This is a genomic window from Actinomyces sp. oral taxon 180 str. F0310, from assembly GCF_000185285.1.
GTDB lineage: Bacteria > Actinomycetota > Actinomycetes > Actinomycetales > Actinomycetaceae > Pauljensenia.
This window is the reverse complement of record NZ_GL622194.1, coordinates 690,600-709,366: the sequence shown is the minus strand read 5'-3', so window position 1 is coordinate 709,366 and position 18,767 is coordinate 690,600. Positions and strand designations below refer to the sequence as shown.

Here is an 18,767-nt window from a genome sequence, read left to right as displayed (position 1 = left end):
GGGCGCCACCGTCGGGTGGCGCCCCCACACGTCTCGTTAGTCGTCGTGGTCGGAGTCCTTATCGTCGTCATCGTCGCGGTCATGGTCGTGGTCATCATCGTCGTCGGAGGTGGCGCGATACGGCTGGGAGGGAGCCACGCGGTAGGGCGCTGGCGGAGGATCAGCCACGGGTGCGGGCGCGGTCGGCGCAGGAGCAGGCTGCTCGGGGGCGGTGGGATCAGGTTCGGCGGTCGGCGTGGGCACCTGGGCGCCGGAGTCCGACTGCGCGGCGGAGCCCTCGGGCCGAGAGGGCACCACGAGGCCGGACTCGCTCATGGACTCGCCCGACCCGCTGGCGAGTGCGCGCAGGCCCGTGAAAGCGACGACTCCGATGACAGCGATGGCGCAGATCGCCGAAGCGATCCTCATGCGTTCTGACATGTGTACTCCTTTCATCACTGCCGAGGATGGCGTGCGAGCGTGAGAAGCCGATTGTCCTGGCATGAGGATATTCTCATGAAAGCCGTCATCGGTTTGAGGGATGGTTCGGGTGGGCGGCCCGGGGATGCCTCTTACCCTGTTCGACGAACCCCAGTGTCCATGATATCGGCCCGTCGGTCGGCAGTGGGACCGTCTGGCGCGCGCAGCGTAAAATGGGCGGGTGACCGAGTTTTCTCTTGCCATCCCCGGCGTCGACGGGGTCGATGCGCGGCCGCCTTACGCACATGCCGATTCGCAGCGGTGGGTGCCGGAGGACCACAAGTCTTCTGAACGCACCGAGTTCGAGCGAGACCGCGCTCGAATCCTGCACTCCTCGGCGCTGCGCCGCCTGGGGGAGAAGACTCAGGTGCTGGGGCCCATTTCGGATGATTTCGTGCGCACGCGCCTCACTCACTCCCTTGAGGTCGCCCAGGTGGGGCGTGAGCTGGGTAAGGAGCTGGGGGCGGACCCCGACGTGGTGGACGCGGCGTGCCTGTCGCACGACCTGGGACACCCGCCCTTCGGGCACAACGGCGAGCGTGCCCTGGATGCTGCGGCAGCCACCATCGGGGGGTTCGAGGGAAACGCGCAGACATTGCGCGTGGTGACGCGCCTGGAACCCAAGGTGATCGGTGCGGGAGGTGTGCCGGCCGGCCTGAACCTGACGCGCGCGACCCTGGACGCGATCTGCAAGTATCCGTGGGTGAAGTCGGGCGGCCCGGACCTGGCCAAGTCGACGCGCAAGTACTCGGTCTATCCCGATGATGCGGCCGCCTTCGCGTGGATGCGGCAGGGCGCGCCCGCGGGCAGGCGATGCCTGGAGGCCCAGATCATGGACCTGTCGGACGACATCGCGTACTCGGTGCACGACGTGGAGGACGCGGTGGCCACCCGCAAGCTGGATCCGTCGGACCTGTACGATGATGCCCACGCGGATGCCGTCATCGCCTCCACGCTCGGCTGGTACGGTGCCTCGGTGGCGCGCTCGGATCTGGAGGATGCCCTGACACGGATCGTGTCGATGCCGGAGTGGCTGCGTTCCTTCGATGGCTCCTACGGCTCGCTGGCTCGCCTTAAGGACGCGACGAGCGAGCTTATTGGGCGTTTCTGCTCGGCCACGGTCCGTGCCACGCGCGAGGCCTTCGGCGACGAGCCTCTCGGCAGGTATCGCGCCGACCTGGTGGTGCCGCGACAGGTGAGGGCCGAGATACAGATCCTCAAGGGCATGGCCGTCCACTACGTCATGAGTCCGCGTGAAACGGAGCCGGTGTACTACCAGCAGCGCACCCTCTTGGCCGACCTCGTCGACGCCCTGTACGAGGCCGGAGCGGACGCGCTCGAACCCGTGTTTGCCGAGCAGTGGCGCGCTGCGTCGGGAGACGGGGTGCGCCTGCGCGCGGTGATCGATCAGGTCGCCTCCCTCACCGACGTGTCAGCCTCATCTTGGCATGCCCGCTGGTGCGGGATGCTCTCCTCCCAGCTCTAGGGTTCCTCCGCGCCCGGTTGCGGGCCTCGGTAGACTGAAGAACATGGCGGGTCTGATTCGCAAGGACGACATTGAAGCGGTACGTAACGCGCTCAAGATCGACGAGATCATCGGCGAACACGTAGCGCTCAAACCCGCGGGAATCGGCTCCCTCAAGGGCCTGTGCCCCTTCCACGACGAGAGGACCCCCTCCTTCAACGTGCGTCCCCACCTGGGCATGTACCACTGCTTCGGGTGCGGGGAGAGCGGGGACGTCATTTCCTTCGTGCAGAAGATCGACCACCTTCCTTTCATGGAGGCCGTGGAGATGCTCGCGGCCAAAGCCGGCATCACCCTCCACTACGAGGAGGGCGGGGCGCGGGTGCGCACCGAGGAGCCGGGCAAGCGCCAGCGCCTGCTGGACGCCCACCGCGTGGCCGAGGAGTTCTATCAGGCCCAGCTGGCCAGCCCCGAGGCGCACGCGGGACGCCAATTCCTCGCGGACCGGGGTTTCAGCCAGTCAATGTGCGCGCACTTTGGGGTTGGCTACGCCCCGGCCTCCTGGGATGCTCTGACCCGCCACCTGCGTTCCAAGGGCTTCACGGACCAGGAAATCCAGATCGCGGGCCTGGCCTCGCAGGGCACCAGGGGCATCTACGATCGCTTCCGCGGGCGCCTGGTGTGGCCGATCCGCGACATCACGGGCGCGACCGTCGGCTTCGGGGCGCGACGGTTGGACGAGTCGGAGAAGGACTCCCCGAAGTACCTCAACACCCCCGAGACCCCCATCTACAAGAAGTCTCAACTCCTGTACGGCCTCGACCTGGCCAAGAAGTCGATCGCCACCGACCACAGGGTGGTGATCGTCGAGGGGTACACCGACGTCATGGCCGCCCACGTTGCGGGCGTGACGAACGCCGTGGCCACGTGTGGGACGGCGTTCGGATCCGAGCACGTTCGGATCATTCGCCGCCTCCTGGGCGACCACGCCGACCCGGCGGCGGGGGTGCTCCTGTCGAGCGGTCGCGCGCACGGGTCGGAGGTGATCTTCACCTTTGACGGCGACAGCGCCGGGCGCAAGGCTGCGTTGCGCGCGTACGGGGAGGACCAGAACTTTGCGGCGCAGACGTTCGTGGCTGTCGCCCCGGGCGGCCAGGACCCGTGCGAGCTTCGGCTGTCGGCGGGAGACCAGGCGGTCGTTGACCTGGTGAACTCGCGCACCCCGCTGTTTGAATTCGCGATTCGTTCCGTCTTGGCCCAGATGGATCTTCGCAGCGCCGAGGGGCGAGTGCAGGGCCTGCGCGCCTCCGCCGGCATCGTCGCCCACATCAAGGATCGAGCGCTGCGCGCCGAGTACACGCGCGCTCTGGCCGGCTGGCTGGGAATGGACATGCGGTCGGTTGAGCAGGCGATCCGCGTGGCCGCCCGCACCCAGGCGAGCGAGCACGAGGCCCGCCCCGGCGCCGTGGAGATGGCGGGAGCCGGGCGCCCGGCGCCGAACCCGGAGCGGCGAGGACCGGAGGACCCAGTCACTCGCGTCGAGCGCCAGGCCCTGGAGGCGGTGCTCCAGCAGCCGCTCGCGGTCGTCGGCTCCGGCTTCGAGGAGCTGGACGGGCAGTCCTTCACGGTTCCGACCCACCGGGCGGTTCACGACGCGATCCGAGCGGTCGGCGGCCTGGACGCCTTCACCCAGATGATGCGCCAGGCCGAGGCCCACTTCGGGCCGGGGGAGAACGCCACGGCGGCGGCCTCCCGCCACTTCGTACAGGTCGTGCTGGAGAGCGCGGGCGAGTTCATCGCCCCGGCGGTCACCCAGTTGGCCGTCGCCCCCCTGCCCGTCGCGGGCGAGGCGGACCTGCGGTCCTACTGTCGCGGAGTCGTGGCCGCGATGGTTCGAATGGACCTGACCCGCAAGCTGGGGGAAGCCCGCGCTCACCTGTCTCGGATGAGCGAGGAGGACCCCGAGTACTCCGAGGCGTTCCGCTCACTCATGCGACTGGAGCAACGCAGACAAAACTACACAGAAAGGGACTAACCGATGGCCGACGTGGAGAGCTTCGCCTTGGATCACACAGCCGTCAAGGCGCCGTACGTGCGCCTCATCGGCGTGGAGGAGGGCCCCCGAGGGGACCGCATCTCCAACTTTGACGTGCGCCTCGTCCAACCGAACGAGGGAGAGATTCCCACCTCGGGGCTGCACACGATCGAGCACCTGCTGGCCTCTCTGCTGCGCGATCGCATGGACGGCATCATCGACTGCTCGCCCTTCGGGTGCCGCACGGGCTTCCACCTCATCACGTGGGGGACGCCCAGCGTGGAGGAGGTCGCGGCGGCGTTGGTCTCCTCCCTGCGCGCCATCGCGCAGGACATCACGTGGGAGGACGTGCCGGGAACCGACGTGTATTCGTGCGGCAACTACCGGGATCACTCCCTGTTCAGTGCGCGCGAGTGGAGCCGCACTGTCATCGACCAGGGGGTGTCCATTGACCCCTTCGAGCGTCGAGTGCTGACCGAGGAGGGATGACACCGGGGCATCCCCCGGTGTGGTCCCGGGGAAAGGACGGGGACGCACCAGGGTGGCCCCCCATGGAATCGGGGCAGCGGCTTCGGCGACACTTGGAGTGTTCGTGAACCAGCAACGAGAAAGCACCGAGATGTCTGCTCCCGCACTCTCCACCCCCGCTCATGTCGCACCCCGCTCTCGGCGGGGAGTCAACCAGTACTGGATCAAACTGGCGATGGCGGCGCTCATGGTCCTTGACCACCTCCCGCACGTTCCCGGCCTGATTCCAGTCATGTGGGTGGATATCTTCCATGTCGTCACCAGGTGCGTGGCCGTGTGGTTTGCCTACGGGGCCGTCGAGGGCGTCCTCTACACCTCGAACATACGCAAGTATCTGGCCCGCCTGTGGGGTGCGGCCGTCATCATGGCGGCGGGCAACTACGCGCTGGGCCTGCTGCTGGCCACCCGCGGCGTCCACATGTACGACAACAACATCTTCCTCACGCTGGCCGTGGGCACGACGCTCCTCGCGCTCGTGAGGCGCCTGGACGCAACGAAGTGGCACACTCCGGCGATCATCGGCGCCCTCGTGGCCTCCCTCGTGTGCGCGGTGCTTCCGATTGAGGGAGGCCTGCCCATTGTCCCCTTCATGGCGATTACCTACGCGCTCTACTCCCGTGTCGTGTGGCGCGACCTGGCGTACCTTGCCCTCGGCGCGGCGATGTTTGCGCTGGCGTGGCAGCCCTACGACACGTGGCAGGCGACGGTGTCGATGCTCGCGGAAAACTCCGACTTTATGCTGGTGCTGGTCATCCCGGTCCTTCACCTGTACAACGGCGAGCACGGTCCTCACACGCGCTTCTCGAAGTACTTCTTCTACGTGTTCTACCCGGCGCACCTGTGGCTGCTTGCCCTGGTGGCCTTCGTCCAGGCCGGCTGAGGCCGCCCCGACTCGGATGGCGTTCCCGAACCGCAGCAAGCGGCTCGGGGGCGCCTCCTAGTCCAGGCCCACCGCCTCGCGCACGCTCGCCTCCAGGGCGTCGGCCGTGAGCCTGCCCGCGTCATCCAGCGGGCCCGAGGCCGTCAGGACTGAGAAGAGCCCGTTTTCCCCCCGGCGCACCCACGCCGTGATCGTCGTCCCGTTGCCTGCCTCCACCTGGGAATGCAGGACGATCGAGCGGTTGACGAACTCGCTCAGGTGACGCATGAACTGGCCCGGATCGCCCGTCCCACGTCCCGCCAGGGTCGGGCGAGAGGGGTCCACCCACTCCAGGGCAAAGAGCTGGCCCTCGGCCTCCCAGCGCGCACGCGCCACGTCGTACCACGGGAACACGGTGGGCATGACCTCCCCGTCCCCGGACGAGGCCTCGGTACCGAATACGTACAGGCCCGACTTCGCGGCCGCCATCCAGCGCCCGTCCTCCAGCTCTAGACCGGGGGAGCGGCGCTCGCGGGAGGGCAGGGCGGACGCGAGAGGGTCAGGCAGAGTCGTCATTCGTCGATCGTATCCTTTCGGCAGAAATCGTGCGCACAGGCCTATGCGTACGTGAAAGCGTACGTTATGATGGTGGTGGAAAGGGATAATTATGACTGCTGTGAGTGCTACTGCCGCACGCTCGGACCTGTATCGGCTCATCGACACCGTGAATGAGGAGTCGACTCCGATCACGATCACCGGACGTCGCGGAAACGCTGTTCTCATCGGCGAGGCCGACTGGTCCGCGATTCAGGAAACCCTCTACCTGCAGGGGATTCCCGGGATGGCGGACAGCCTGAAGGAAGCCGCTCGCGAAGACCTCGACAATGCCCTCGATGACGTGGAGTGGTAGCGATGTGGCGGGTCGTTTTCTCCAAGCAGGCCGCGAAGGATGCGAAGAAGCTCTCCGCCAGCGGACTCAAGACGAAAGCTCAGAGCCTCATCAAGGTTCTGACTGAGGATCCGTTTGCGACGCCTCCCCGCTACGAGCGCCTCGTGGGCGACCTCGCTGGCATGTATTCGCGCAGAATTAACATTCAGCACAGGCTTGTTTACGAGGTCTTCGAAGAGGAACGCACTGTCCGCGTCCTGCGCATGTGGACCCATTACGAGTGACGCACTGTGCGTCAGCGACCCGAGACTTGAGCGCGGCGAACGTGTCAGGATGATCGTGAACATCACGGGAGTGACGATGCCGGTGCCCACTCCCTGGACCAGGCGACCGGCCAACAACGCTGGGTACGTGGGGGCGAGTGCCGCAACCGTTGCGCCGGCGACGATTGCGGCAGCGGCCGTGACGAATAGAGAACGCGGTGCGAAACGGCGCTGTAGCCAGCCCGTGATCGGCAGGGGCTGCGTCGGGGTGTTCGGCACGCGAACGCACCACGGGACTGTAGCGACGATGGGTCGGCCTTCGTAAGCCGACACGGAGGTGAGAACTTCCACAGCGGATGGGGGAGTGGGTCACATGCCGAAATCAATCGGCCACATTGCGGACTGCGGGCATATTCTGGCCTCGTATTTGTGAAAAACCACCTCAGGAGGCACGATGGCATCAACGCAGCACACACCGACGGAGCTTGAGACTGCCGGCGACCAGGTTCTGCCCGCCGCCGACGAGCTAGCCGGTCGTTTCCCCCTGACCCCCAACGCTCACCCGGCGACGCCGCAAGAGTACAACGAGATCATGTCGAGCCTGGCCTTCGGCAAGAAGTTCACCGATCACATGGCCCACATGCGCTGGACCCGTGAGGGGGGCTGGGGATGCCGCGAGGTGATTCCCTACGGCCCGCTCGAGCTCACCCCCGGAGCCTCCGTCTTCCACTACAGCCAGTCCGTCTTCGAGGGCATCAAGGCCTATAGGCGCGAGGACGGCTCCGTGTGGACCTTCCGCCCCGGCTTTAACGCGGCCCGCATCAACCATTCGGCGCGCCGCCTGGCCCTTCCCGAGGTGAGTCGGGAGGACTTCGTGGCCTCCCTCGTTGACTATGTGCGCGCCGACGCCAAATGGGTTCCCGACGCCGAGGGCTCCTCCCTCTACCTCCGTCCCTTCATGTTCGCCTCTGAGGAATTCGTGGGGGTTCACCCCGCCGACGTCGTCGACTACTACGTCATCGGTTCTCCGTCGGGCCGCTACTTCAAGGACGGTCTGGCGGGCGTGGCCATCTGGGTGGAACGCGAGTACCACCGCGCGGGCCCGGGCGGAACGGGGAGCGCGAAGGCCGGAGGAAACTACGCCGCGTCGCTGCTGCCCCAGATCCAGGCCGAGGCCAGGGGATTCTCCCAGGTGTGCTTCCTGGACACCTACGAGGGCAGATACCTCGAGGAGCTGGGAGGCATGAACATGTTCGTCGTCATGGCGGACGGGACGGTGCGTACCCCCGAGCTTTCCGGCGTCATCCTTGAGGGCGGCACGCGCAGCGCGATCCTGCGCATGCTGCGCGACGAGGGAGTGGACGTGCGCGAGGAGACGATCGCCCTGTCACAGGTCGTGGACGGCATCCGCTCGGGCGCGGTCGCCGAGGTCTTCGCGTGCGGCACGGCCGCCGTGGTCACCCCGATCACGCGCCTGGGCAGCGATGACTTCGACGTGGAGCTCGAGGTGGGGAATAAGACCCGCGAGATCCACCGGCGTCTCACCGACATTCAGTGGGGCCGCGCCGAGGATCCCTACGGCTGGACCTACCGTCTGGTCTGAGCATCAACGGGTGAGGGAGCCACGGCCTCGTCGATGAACGAGGCCGTGGCTCCCTTATGTGGCGACAATGCGATAACAATCCTTCGTGACAGTGGTGTCAGAATGTAACTAAGGTTATCCTTGGTTTGGTACTCGTGTGCGTCATGTTGATAGGAGAACAATGAAACGCGCGATCGTTGTCGTCTGCTCGTGGGCAGCGGCTCTCTGCCTGGTGCTGGCCTACCTGGCAATCGGCTGGGGCGTCGACGATATTACGACACAGCATCGCTGGTCAACGTGGTGGATCGCCGTGGCCGGGGCGCTGGGATCAGGTGTCTGTGCGTGGGCGGTCAGCGCCCTCGGCGCCTCGCAGATGAACCAGTTGGAGCCGACCCTGCGCCACTCCATGATTCGCCAGGTCTTTGCGCTGGGACCCTCGCAGCGCACGAACGAGCGCGCCGGCCGCGTCGTCAACTCCGCCACCGACGGCGTCGAGCGCGTCGCCGCATACAAGGGCATCTTCCTCGCCCCCATGATCGCCTCGCTCACGACCCCGATCCTCGTCGTCATTCTCGTCGCGCTGACGATCGACCCGGCCTCGGGCGGCTTCCTCGCGATCGCGATCCCGCTGGTCCCGATCTGCGTCATGGGCTTCCGCACGGCATTTAAGCCGGTGTCCTCTCGATACCGTCACGCCTCGCGCCAGCTCGCCGCCAAGGAACTCGACGCCATCCAGGGCCTGGGCGACCTGGCCCTCATGAACGCCGGCAAGGACATGGGCAAGCGCCTGGCCGAGGCCGCCGAAGAGGTCCGCTCGAAGGTCATGAGCTACCTGGCCGGCAACCAGCTGATCCTCCTCGTCATCGACTCCGTCTTCTCCCTCGGCATGATCACCGGCGCGATCGCGCTGGCCCTCATCCGCTACCAGCAGGGAGCCATCAGCGTCGGCGAGGGCATCTCCCTCGTGCTGCTCTCCTCGATCATGCTCGACCCCCTGGACCGCATCGGCCAGTTCTTCTACATCGGCATGGGTGGCATCGCGGCCAACAAGGAGATCAAGAAGTTCATCAAGCAGACCCCGCCCGTCTCGGACGCCAAGGGCGTGAAGGCCCCGGTCATCCCGCCCCAGCGCGGCGAGATCAGTCTGTCGAATGTCTCGTTCTCCTACGCGAAGGACACCCCGGTCCTGAAGGGTGCGAACCTGACCCTCACCCAGGGCGAGCACGTCGCGCTCGCTGGCCCCTCGGGCGTCGGCAAGTCAACGATCTCGGCCCTGCTGCAGGGATTCCTGCGTCCCACCCGCGGCCGCGTGAGCATCAACGGCGTCGACCTGGCCACCGCACCCCTGTCGTGGGTTCGCGCCCAGACCGCGGTCGTCGAGCAGACCACCTACCTGTTCTCCGGTACGCTGCGCGACAACCTCCTCCTGGCAGCCCCCGCGGCCACGGACGACCAGCTCATCGAGGCCCTGCGCGCCGCGCACCTGGGCGAGTTCTATGACTCCCTTCCCGGCGGCCTCGATGCTCGCGTGGGCGCGCGAGGCTTGGCCGTGTCTGGCGGCGAGGCCCAGCGCATCGCGATCGCCCGCGCCTTCCTGAAGAACGCGTCGATCATGATCCTGGATGAGCCCACCGCCCACGTGGACCTGGCCTCCGAACGAGAGATCCTCGCATCCCTGGAGACTGTGTGTGCCGGGCGCACCACCCTGACGATCTCTCACCGAGACGCCACGATCAAGGGGGCCGACCGCGTCGCGACGCTGACGGAAGGAACGATTCGATGACCCGCAGGCAACTCTCCCTTCGACTCCTGTCGATCACGCGCCGCGTGCTACCGCCGCTGGCCGCGTCCATCGCCGCTCGCATCGTCTTCCTCACGATCGGCATCGCCCTATTCGCCCTGGGCGGCTGGGCCGTAGCCGGCCTCGCGTCGGGGGAGAGCACCTGGGGCATCGCCCTGGTGATCGCCTGCGCGGTCGTCCTGAGCCTCCTCAAAGGCCTGGCCCGCTATCTTGAGCAGTTCGCCGGTCACTTCGTGGCATTCCACTCCCTGGCGATGCTGCGAGGCTACTTCTACGACCAGCTCGAGCCCCAGGCTCCGGCGGGCACGGACCGCCTGGATTCGGGCGACATCATGAACCGCGTGACCAAGGACATCGACCGCGTCGAGGTCTTCTTCGCCCACACGCTGGCCCCCGTCACCACGGCGATCATCGTCCCGATCCTGTCGGTCGTGTGGATGGGCACCGCCGTGTCCTGGACGCTGGCCGCCGTGCTGGCTCCCTTCCTGCTGATCGTCGGCGCCGTCGTGCCCTTCCTTGGGGCGGGAGCGACCGCCCGCGCCGCCCGCGAGCTGCGCGAGGCACGCGGCGCGATTGCGGCCCACGTCACCGACTCCGTGCAGGGGGTGCGTGAGGTCCTCGCCTTCGGTGCGCAGGAGCGCCGCGAGGCCGAGATGAGCACCATCGAGGAACGCATCAGCGCAGCCATGAAGACGCAGGGCTGCTGGATTGCGCTGCGCCGTGGCCTCAACCAAGCTGCTGTCGCCCTCGGTGTCGTCACGGTCGCCATGGTGGCCGGCGCCGACGTGCTCGCGGGCTCCCTGACCCTGCCGCAGGCCGGGATGGCGGTGGGCGTTGCGATGGGCGCCTTCGGGCCGGTCCTCGCGGTCGAGGAGTTCGCCGCGGACCTGGACCAGGCCTTCGCGTCGGCCGCCCGCGTCTTCGCGATCACCGACCGTGCTCCCGTCGTGTCCGACCCGGCCGAGCCCAAGGCCCTGACCGCCGGCGACATCGAGATCACCGACGTGACCTTCTCCTACCCGGTGGAGGGGGACGAGGCTCTGCCAGCCCCCACGGTCCTTGATGGCGTCAGCATCCGCATCCCCGCCGGGAAGCGCACCGCCATCGTGGGCGCCTCCGGCTCGGGCAAGTCGACGCTGGCCTCGCTGCTGACCCGCACCTGGGATCCGGCCTCGGGCGCGGTCGCCATCAATGGAACGAACGTGGCCGAGGTGTCCCTGTCCGACCTGCGCGCCACGGTTGCCTCCGCGCCCCAGCGCCCCTACCTGTTCAACGACACCCTGTGCGCCAACCTGCTGCTGGCCGCTCCGGGGGCGAGCGAGGAGGACCTCGAGCGCGCGCTGGAGGCCGTGGACCTCACCGGCTGGCTGGCAACGGAAAAGGACGGCCTGGACACGGTCGTCGGCGACATGGGCGAACGCCTCTCGGGCGGCCAGCGTCAGCGCCTGGCCCTGGCCCGCGCGCTCCTGCGCGACGCCCCGATCTACGTTTTCGACGAGGCAACGAGCCAGGTCGACCCAGCTACCGAGGCACGCGTGCGTGAGGGTATCGCCCGCGTGGCGCGCGGGCGCACCATCGTCGAGATCGCCCACCGCATCAGCGCCGTTCGCGACGCCGACCTGATCGTCGTCATGGACGCTGGCCGCGTCGTCGAGACCGGCACCTACGCCGAACTGCGCGCGCGAGGCGGCGCGCTCGCCGCCCTCGAGGCCCGCGAAACCCGTCAGCCCGGTGCCTGAGTGAGGCGCGAGACGCGCGGGATGGGGCCACGGCCTCGTCCCCCGCGTCGTTGCGCGCCCGATACCGATAGGATGCGACCTATGGAAAGACTGATCGGCTGGACGAAGGCTGACGAGTGGGGATCCACGAACGCGATCCCCGAGTTCCTCGGCGACGCGGCCGGGGACGAACCGGTTTCCGAGGTCTGGTTCGGGGCGCACCCCGACGGCCCCACGCTGCTGACGGGCGGGCAGACCCTGGCCGAGCACATCGGAAGGGACCCCAAGGGCGCGCTCGGCGGCGGGCTCCTTTACGCCTTCGGCCCGACCCTGCCCTTCCTGGCCAAGATCATCGCCCCCGCGCAGACCCTGTCCCTGCAGGTCCATCCCACCAAGGAGATTGCCCGCGAGGGGTATCTGCGCGAGGAGGTCTTGGGGGTCGCGCGCACGGACAAGAGGCGCGTCTACCGGGATATGAACCACAAGCCAGAGATGATCTACGCGCTCACTGAGTTCAGCGCGCTCGTGGGTTTCCGCGTGCCGCGCAAGGCCCTTCAGCTGCTCGTCGGCCTCGAGGGGGAGCTCGCGGAGCGCCTGCGCCACCGCCTCAAACTCTCAACGGTGCGCGGGGGACTGCGTTCCCTGGCCACCTGGCTCTTCGACGAGGATTCTCCCGCCACCCCCGAGCGGGTCGCCGAGTTTGTGGCGGCCTGCGAGGCGCGCCTGGCCTCGGGCAGCTCCCCGTCCCCGCGCACCGACGAGCTCGTGAGCGTCCTGGGGGAGAAGCACCCGGGCGACCCGGGCATCATCGTCGCATTCCTCATGAATCCCGTGTCGCTGCGTCCGGGCGAAGCCGTCTATATTCCCCCGCGCCAGATCCACGCCTACCAGTCGGGCCTGGGCATTGAAGTCATGGCTTCCTCGGACAACGTCGTGCGTGCCGGGCTCACCCGCAAGTACGTGGACTCCGCCCAGCTCGTGGAGATCACCGAGTTTTCGGCCCTGCCGCCCGTGCGTGTAGCCCCCGAGCATCCCTCGGCCACGACGGACCGCTATCTGGCTCCCGCCCAGGAGTTCGAGCTGTCCGTGACCACCCTGGCGCCGGGCAGGCACTCCAGCCGTGTCGATGAGGTTGCGATTCCCGGGGAGGGGCCGCGCATCGTCATCGCCACCTCGGGCGTCGTTACTCTGCACGTGAGCGAGGACCAGGGCGGGCACAGCGTCGAGCTGAGTCGCGGCCAGGCCCTCTTCGTGTCGGCCGCCGAGCGGCGGCTGTGGGCGTATGGGAGCGGGTCCTTCGTTCAGGTCGGCGCGCCCTGATCGCCTCGCTGCGCCCGAGCCGAGGCGGGGCGTTCGCCGTCGTGATTGTCAAGTTGTCCCACGGAGTGATCGTGGTTGGTGGGAAACTCTTGTTGTCTGGGAGGAAACCCATAAAATAGGCGTCGGGTCTCATCTCCGCTCGCTGCGACGAGGCCCGACTGTCAATCGCAGTGCGGGTACCGCGTGGGGGTGCCCGCGCTGCGATTCTTTCTCGCCTAGAAGACCCCCGACGCCCAGTCGGCGAGCGTCTTGCAGGTCGAGGCCAGCTCCCCCTCGTGGGCGTCGTACCCGGCAACGATCTGCTCGGTGTCGACCGCCTCGTTGCCGCTTGCCCACACGATTGCTGTCTCCCGGGTAACCTCGGGGTGGAACTGGATGCCCAGGGCGGACCCGTAGGAGAAGATCTGCGTGTACTTCTGCGAGCGCGCCCACTCGCGTGCCCCCGGGGGCAACTGCGTGATGGCGTCGGAGTGATCGGCGAACACCGCGTGGGTCGAGGCCAAGGCCATGCGCAGGGGGACGGCTCCGCCCCCGCCCGCCTGGTCGTTGGTGCCCCAGGCCAGGGAGATGATGCCGCACTCGGGGCCTGCGGGGTCACTGACCGTGACCCTCCCGCCGAAGGTCGCGGCAATCAGCTGGGCACCCAGGCAGATGCCGAGCACCCGGATGTTTGCGCGCACGCAGCGGCGCACGAGCTCGCGCTCGGCTTCCAGCCACGGGAAGGCCTCGTCGTCGTAGACGTTCGCGCGCCCGCCGAGCAGAATCAGGGCACCCGGCAGGGGAGCGGTGGCCAGGTCATGGAGGCGCTGTGGGGCCTCCCAGGCGCGCAGCACCTCGTGATCGCCAAGGAAGGCGGAGAGCTGACCCGCCGGGACGATCGGGTCGTTTTGAATCACGAGGATGCTCATACGCCAATTGTAGGCGCGATCACGCGCCGGTACCTATCGGCCCTTGAAGAAAGCGAACAGCTGGCGCTCGCGGATCGTCGTTGATGCGATGACGACACCGATGAGAGTCCACGACGCAGCACAGATGCCCTCGGTAGCGACCAGGCGCATCAAGTCAGAGCGGTCACTGGGTGGCGCTCCGCTCAGGATCGTGAGGCATATGGCGGAGGTGAGGACGAATGCGCTGCCCACCCACGCCACGGCCTCGAACAGCTGGAGGACCGTCGTATCTGATCTGCGGAGCCCAGCATGCAGAGCCGAGGCGATCTCGAGGCGACGCCACCACGTGGCAGCGGCCCCTAGCGCGGCACCGATTGCGCTCGCTGCGATCCACGCCCACCAGGTCGGCCTCTGTCGCAGTCGCCCCGCCGCGTCGAAGGTCGTCCCGCGTGTAGGGTTCATGGCCAGGACCTGGGCGTTCTGGTCGTTGCTTCCAACGAGGGTTGAGCGCACCAGGGCATCGACGTCTTCGCTGTGCGGCCAGGATTCGTACCAGCACTCATCGAAGGTCCCCGTCGCGGGCACGGGGGCAAGAGCCGCGTAGGCGTAGCCGGGACGACGCCCGTCGTTCTCGTCCCACGGGTAGGTGCCCGCGACCTCGGCCTGCCCGTGTGCGAGGGGGAGAAGGGATCCTTGACTGGTGCCGAGGTCCTCGGCTACCTGCTCAGGGAGCAGAATTCCCGTCGGATCGGCCGTTGTTGTCCCCAGGAGAGAGACGGTTCCAGGCGTGACCTCGTACAGAGGTAGCGACGAGGCAGGAAGGGCGAGCGGGGACAAGCCGGATTCGACCGAGCGAACGGCTCCTGCACGCACCCCGGGGATTCGCGACAGCGCATCGCAAGTGGCCCCGTCGATGCCCCCTTGCGCTTGGAGGACTCGCACTGATCCCAGATGGATACGGAAAGAGGCAGCCTCAACGCTGACGGAACGAAGAGAGAACGCATCGGCGCAGATGATGCCTCCGACCAGGGTGGTGGCCAGGACAGTCAGCATCCCGACGCGGGCCGTCCCGCTCAGGCAGTCCCTCCAGGCCTCGGACAGGAGTGCGCGCCACGAGAGTGTACCCATTGCTATCTCTCCTCATCCTGGAAGAGGGCGAGGTCAATGACGGCGTCGCACTGCGCGCGAATCGACGGATCGTGCGTCGCGATCACGACGCTCACTCCGTCCTCGCGCAGCGAGCCGAGCGTGGAGGCGATATCGCGAGCCGTGGACTGATCAAGCTGCGCGGTCGGTTCATCCACGAGGAGCAGGGTGGGGGAGCATGCGAGCCCGCGGGCGAGGAGCACACGCTGAGCCTCGCCGCCCGACAGATCACGAAATGGGCGGGTCGCGAGATGCGTCAGATCAAAAGCGTCAAGGAGTCGCTGTGCCTCCACATCGGCCTGCGCCCGGCTCATGCCACGGGCCAACAGGGGCAGCGTAACGTGGTCAATCGCGCTGCGCGCGCGGACACCGAACGGGTTCTGGAAGACCCACGCGATACGGGGACTCTGCGAACCAGCCGGATGGGGGACGGTGATCGTTCCCTCGGTCGGAGTCTCCCATCCCGCGATCAGCGACAGTAGCGTTGACTTGCCGGAACCAGATGGGCCGATGATGGCGGTGAGGGCACCGTCCTCGCAGCGGGCGCTCAGATGGCGAAAGAGCCACGGGGTGGCGGCGAACTTGTGCCCGACGTTGTCTAGCTCGACGGACATGAGCGTCCCTCGACGGCGGTGTCGACGGCGGAGAGCGGGGTAGCTGGCAGGACGTAGGTTCGGCCGAGCTGAGAGGAGACGATAGAGACGGGAATTGGCGTGCCGTCCTCAAAGACGCACGCGCCCGTCGCGTCTCCGATCACTGAGGCCGGCGGGACGACCGTGACGGTGATGGGGGAGGCGAGCTTCCAGGAGACAGGCAGCTGAACGGGTCCATCGCCGCTCGGGGTGGAGCGGACGAAGGCCGTGAACTCGCGCGAGGATAAGATCGTCGCCGTCAGGGTGGGGTCGGTGATGATGCCGTCAGAGGGGACCGGGTAGTCCGTGTCTCCCAGGGTGATGACGTGGTCCGCGGGATAGGCGTCCGGTGGAACGGAGAGGCGCAAGGCGTCGCGGGAGTCCTCAAGGGTGAGGAGAACAGTGCTCGTATCGACGCTGTCACCCAGGTGAACGGGGACCGATGAGGGGGTGACTGTCGGCGAGGGGATCCACAGGACGCGAGAGGCTTCGATGCGGAAGGGGACACCTCCGGCTCCGTCGTTCACGCCCATCGCCGAGGCCAGGGCCGCTCGCGTGGAGGGCGTGACCCGCTGAGATTCCGCGGGAGCCGCATATCCGAGCCGCGCAAGCTCAGTGTTCAGGGCACCGATATCGGGTCCCGTGGCTCCGTCCACCACGTCCTGATAGAGCGGGGTGGATAGGGCTAAGGCAAGAAGGGGCAGGCCGTCGATCTCGCAGGGAATAGAACCTGACGTGATGGGAGTTCCCGGCGGTGCCTGAAGCGCCGTGATACGCCCGGCGATGGGGGAGGTGAGTTCATGAGGCGAGGCCGGGGGAATCGTGAGGGTGAGGGAGCGCGTGTCGGTGAACTCGCGCGTGGTGACGGGGACCGTTGATGGAGCAGATGACGAGGCCAGCGAGGCTGGGGTGGGCGGTGAGGCGATGAGAATACCCGCGCTGACCCCACCCGCACCGGCGATGAGAGCGACGAACGCGGTGAGGGCGAGCCAGCGGCGAGAAGTTGCCATCTCAACTCCGGAGGGTGGTTGTGGTCATTTGCTGGGGTCCTCGAGGCATCGTTGCAAAATGTCGGGTCCCTGAGCTGGGTCGATGAACGGCAACGTGCTTGCGAGAGGCGTTCCACGCTCGCGAGCGCGCGCGAGCTCTTGGGCCGTGAACGACGGCTCAACCGCCTTGTTGCGGATCAAGCACTGCGTGTACAGCTCATTGACATCCCGGTGATCCGGGTTGACACGCATGCTGAACTCGAGAGCCTCGATAATCGGCTGACCAGCATCGCTGGAACAGGTGGAGACAAATTCTTGTTGCTGTTCCTCAGATATGGAGGAGCCAACCGGCTGATCGGGGACGCTCAGCGTGCCGCTCGGGCCGAACGATGCGCCGGTCACGCCCTTGTCCGTCAGACAACTCAGCACGCGCTGACGCATGTCCTGGAGTTCTGCCTCGCTGATGGCGGAGTCGGCGAGGACAGATTGAACGAATTCATTGGACGCCCACTCATTGCGCGCCTGCTCAATGTCGGCCGCCCACGGCCCCTGTGCCGCGGGCGTGGTCTGTTGGCAGCCACACGCTGTGGAGACGACGAAAACAGCGGCAGCGAGCAGACCGATGCGCGACCGTACGGAGTGCGTGCCTTCTCTGTTGGGCGCTCCCATGATGTTCTCCCTTGAACAGTCGGAATCCGGGTTCCTTCTCACAGGATAGCGAGGAAGCGACACCGTCACCCGCAAAACAGGAAGGCAAGTTGGGTGTTCGGCATACACGTGCCCTTGACGCACCGCAGCCCCCAGTCCCGGAACCCGACGCGGCGTGCGATCCCCACCGCGGCAGGCCGACCCGGAAGCGGGGGCTGCAACACACGATTCATTGTGTGGGGCGAAGTTCAAAATACAGGGAGCGTTGCCTGAAAAAACCCTGGGAAGGGTGTGCGGGGCGGACCGGCGTCCGCCCCGCACACCCCAGCTGCAACCGGTCGATCACTTCGATGCCAGGCGGGCTCCCTGCGTCAGCGCCTCCAGCTTCGCCCATGCAATCGACGGGTAGATACGGCCGCCGAGGCCGCAGTCCGTTGACGCCACGACGCGCTCGTCGCCCACGATGTCCGCGAACTGGCGGATGCGCTGAGCCACCAGCTCCGGGTGCTCCACGACGTTTGTCGAGTGCGACACCACGCCCGGGATCAGGTACTTGCCCTCGGGAAGCTTGATGTCACGCCAGATCGTCCACTCGTGCGCGTGGCGAGCATTCGCTGCCTCGAATGTCAGGCCGTTTGCGTTGACGAGGAGCGCCAGATCCACGATGTCCTTGAACGGGATGTCCGTCGTGTGCGGGCCGTGCCACGACCCCCAGCACACGTGGAAGCGCACCAGAGACGGGTCGATGCCTTCCAGCGCGTGGTTGAGTGCGTCGATGCGTACGCGCGAGAAGGTACGGTAATCCTCCACCGACGGCTCCGGGTTCATCTGATCCCAGCCCTCCGCGATGTCCGGTGCGTCGATCTGCACCGTCAGGCCCGCGTCCGTGATCCGCTTGTACTCCTCGCGCAGCACGTCCGCGCACGCCCACACCACGGCCTCGTCGTCCGCGTAGAACGCGTTGGCCACGCGAGCCGCCGAACCCGGCGAAATCGCCGCCACGAAACCATCCGACACGGGCTTGCCCGCCGCCTCAAGCGCGTGCTTCGTTCCCGCGATGTCGCGCGCGACGGCCTCGGCGCCGATGTAGGTGAGTTCGCTCGTGATCGTCGGGAACGCAATCGGGTTGCGGTTCGCGATATGAATGCCCGAATCCGGGTCCGCGTAAGCATCGGCGAAACGCTGCCAGTCGCGGCGCTCGGCGAACGAGGAGAAGGACAGGCGACCGTCTCGGCCAGCCGGGGGACGGACGTCGAAACGCTGCACGTCCTCGAACGATAGCCCGCCGAAACGAGAGAAGGAGTACGTCCACCAGGCGCCGTAGTCGACCGTGTCAATCATCGCGTGGCCGTACTCGCCGTCGTTCACAATATCCAGGCCAATCTCGGCCTGACGCTTCACGACGCCGTCGACCTGATCGCGCAACAGCGACGTGAAATCGGCCTCGCTGAGCGAACCGGCGCGGCGCGCGCGGTTCGCCTCGATCAGCTCGGGGGTGCGGGGCAGGGAGCCAACATGGGTGGTGCGAATCGTCATCGCAGTCCTT

18 protein-coding genes are annotated in these 18,767 nt (G+C 67.1%); 10 read left to right on the top strand and 8 right to left on the bottom strand.

Annotation, left to right across the window (positions count from 1 at the left end; translation table 11 throughout):
• Positions 1 to 36: 36 nt before the first annotated feature.
• Positions 37 to 420, bottom strand: coding sequence for a hypothetical protein (locus tag HMPREF9006_RS03165; protein ID WP_156794383.1), 384 nt, complete (start codon positions 418 to 420; stop codon positions 37 to 39).
• Positions 421 to 640: 220 nt separating this feature from the next.
• Between HMPREF9006_RS03165 and HMPREF9006_RS03160 the strand changes: the two genes are divergently transcribed.
• The 4 genes from HMPREF9006_RS03160 to HMPREF9006_RS03145 all read left to right on the top strand — a co-directional run bounded on the left by HMPREF9006_RS03160 (position 641) and on the right by HMPREF9006_RS03145 (position 5,367).
• On the top strand, positions 641 to 1,945 hold the full coding sequence (locus HMPREF9006_RS03160) for a deoxyguanosinetriphosphate triphosphohydrolase (protein ID WP_009212088.1): 1,305 nt from the start codon (positions 641 to 643) through the stop codon (positions 1,943 to 1,945).
• A 43-nt stretch (positions 1,946 to 1,988) separates the two neighbouring features.
• Entirely contained in the window at positions 1,989 to 3,959 is a 1,971-nt protein-coding gene (dnaG, locus tag HMPREF9006_RS03155) for a DNA primase (RefSeq protein ID WP_009212087.1), read from the top strand.
• Positions 3,960 to 3,962: 3 nt separating this feature from the next.
• Complete coding sequence (locus HMPREF9006_RS03150) at positions 3,963 to 4,448, top strand: S-ribosylhomocysteine lyase (RefSeq protein ID WP_009212086.1); 486 nt, start codon at positions 3,963 to 3,965, stop codon at positions 4,446 to 4,448.
• A 103-nt stretch (positions 4,449 to 4,551) separates the two neighbouring features.
• Positions 4,552 to 5,367, top strand: a complete 816-nt coding sequence (locus HMPREF9006_RS03145) for a beta-carotene 15,15'-monooxygenase (RefSeq protein ID WP_009212085.1) — start codon at positions 4,552 to 4,554, stop codon at positions 5,365 to 5,367.
• 57 nt (positions 5,368 to 5,424) lie between these two features.
• On the opposite strand, the gene HMPREF9006_RS03140 is transcribed toward HMPREF9006_RS03145, so the two are convergent.
• Positions 5,425 to 5,922, bottom strand: coding sequence for a hypothetical protein (locus HMPREF9006_RS03140; protein WP_034230963.1), 498 nt, complete (start codon positions 5,920 to 5,922; stop codon positions 5,425 to 5,427).
• A gap of 91 nt (positions 5,923 to 6,013) precedes the next feature.
• On the opposite strand from HMPREF9006_RS03140, the gene HMPREF9006_RS03135 reads away from it, so the two are divergent.
• The 6 genes from HMPREF9006_RS03135 to manA all read left to right on the top strand — a co-directional run bounded on the left by HMPREF9006_RS03135 (position 6,014) and on the right by manA (position 12,919).
• Complete coding sequence (locus HMPREF9006_RS03135; protein ID WP_009212084.1) at positions 6,014 to 6,256, top strand: type II toxin-antitoxin system Phd/YefM family antitoxin; 243 nt, start codon at positions 6,014 to 6,016, stop codon at positions 6,254 to 6,256.
• A gap of 2 nt (positions 6,257 to 6,258) precedes the next feature.
• Positions 6,259 to 6,519: a Txe/YoeB family addiction module toxin gene (locus HMPREF9006_RS03130; protein ID WP_009212083.1), complete on the top strand. Its 261-nt coding sequence runs from the start codon at positions 6,259 to 6,261 to the stop codon at positions 6,517 to 6,519.
• Between the two features lie 433 nt (positions 6,520 to 6,952).
• Positions 6,953 to 8,101: a branched-chain amino acid aminotransferase gene (locus HMPREF9006_RS03125; RefSeq protein ID WP_009212082.1), complete on the top strand. Its 1,149-nt coding sequence runs from the start codon at positions 6,953 to 6,955 to the stop codon at positions 8,099 to 8,101.
• Positions 8,102 to 8,261: 160 nt separating this feature from the next.
• Positions 8,262 to 9,863, top strand: a complete 1,602-nt coding sequence (locus HMPREF9006_RS03120; protein ID WP_009212081.1) for an ABC transporter ATP-binding protein/permease — start codon at positions 8,262 to 8,264, stop codon at positions 9,861 to 9,863.
• A complete protein-coding gene (gene cydC, locus HMPREF9006_RS03115; protein WP_009212080.1) occupies positions 9,860 to 11,620 on the top strand; it encodes a thiol reductant ABC exporter subunit CydC in 1,761 nt (586 codons plus the stop codon). The genes HMPREF9006_RS03120 and cydC overlap by 4 nt, the downstream gene beginning before the upstream one ends.
• Positions 11,621 to 11,701: 81 nt before the next feature.
• A complete protein-coding gene (manA, locus tag HMPREF9006_RS03110; RefSeq protein WP_009212079.1) occupies positions 11,702 to 12,919 on the top strand; it encodes a mannose-6-phosphate isomerase, class I in 1,218 nt (405 codons plus the stop codon).
• A 215-nt stretch (positions 12,920 to 13,134) separates the two neighbouring features.
• Here the strand turns inward: manA and HMPREF9006_RS03105 are convergent, their stop codons facing one another.
• From HMPREF9006_RS03105 to HMPREF9006_RS03080, 6 genes are all read right to left on the bottom strand, one after another.
• Positions 13,135 to 13,827, bottom strand: coding sequence for a type 1 glutamine amidotransferase (locus HMPREF9006_RS03105; RefSeq protein WP_009212078.1), 693 nt, complete (start codon positions 13,825 to 13,827; stop codon positions 13,135 to 13,137).
• A 33-nt stretch (positions 13,828 to 13,860) separates the two neighbouring features.
• Positions 13,861 to 14,934 (bottom strand): hypothetical protein, encoded by a 1,074-nt coding sequence (locus HMPREF9006_RS03100; RefSeq protein ID WP_009212077.1) that lies wholly within the window; start codon positions 14,932 to 14,934, stop codon positions 13,861 to 13,863.
• Between the two features lie 2 nt (positions 14,935 to 14,936).
• The gene (locus HMPREF9006_RS03095) at positions 14,937 to 15,566 is read right to left on the bottom strand and encodes an ABC transporter ATP-binding protein (RefSeq protein ID WP_009212076.1); all 630 of its coding nucleotides are present in this window, start codon (positions 15,564 to 15,566) and stop codon (positions 14,937 to 14,939) included.
• Positions 15,551 to 16,594 carry a hypothetical protein gene (locus HMPREF9006_RS03090; RefSeq protein ID WP_009212075.1) on the bottom strand — a complete coding sequence of 348 codons (1,044 nt, stop codon included), beginning with the start codon at positions 16,592 to 16,594 and terminating at the stop codon, positions 15,551 to 15,553. Before HMPREF9006_RS03090 ends, HMPREF9006_RS03095 begins: the two co-directional genes overlap by 16 nt.
• A 24-nt stretch (positions 16,595 to 16,618) precedes the next feature.
• A complete protein-coding gene (locus HMPREF9006_RS03085) occupies positions 16,619 to 17,350 on the bottom strand; it encodes a hypothetical protein (protein WP_232209811.1) in 732 nt (243 codons plus the stop codon).
• Positions 17,351 to 17,563: 213 nt separating this feature from the next.
• Positions 17,564 to 18,757: a cobalamin-independent methionine synthase II family protein gene (locus HMPREF9006_RS03080; RefSeq protein WP_009212073.1), complete on the bottom strand. Its 1,194-nt coding sequence runs from the start codon at positions 18,755 to 18,757 to the stop codon at positions 17,564 to 17,566.
• Positions 18,758 to 18,767 lie beyond the last annotated feature (10 nt).